Source organism: Allobaculum fili, from assembly GCF_020969955.1.
In the GTDB taxonomy this organism is placed as follows: Bacteria; Bacillota_I; Bacilli_A; order Erysipelotrichales; family Erysipelotrichaceae; genus Allobaculum; species Allobaculum fili.
This window is the reverse complement of the sequence record NZ_JAHDSX010000197.1, coordinates 1-212: the sequence shown is the minus strand read 5'-3', so window position 1 is coordinate 212 and position 212 is coordinate 1. Positions and strand designations below refer to the sequence as shown.

At 38.2% G+C, this 212-nt stretch carries 1 rRNA gene; it reads left to right on the top strand.

Annotated elements, in window-relative coordinates:
• Nucleotides 1–145: 145 nt before the first annotated feature.
• Nucleotides 146–212 (top strand): 16S ribosomal RNA (locus tag Afil_RS11710); the annotation flags it as partial.

Sequence of the window (212 nt, the reverse complement as noted above, 5' to 3'; positions counted from 1 at the left end):
TTCTCACAAACAGATGGCTCTTTGAAAACTTTACAGACAGATCAAGAAATTCGAAATACACAACGTCGATTCTTAAAATCACAATAAGTACTCGAACAATCATTTATTCACGAAACATTAAACGCATAAGCGTTTGAGTCAATATCAAATGGAGAGTTTGATCCTGGCTCAGGATGAACGCTGGCGGCATGCCTAATACATGCAAGTCGAAC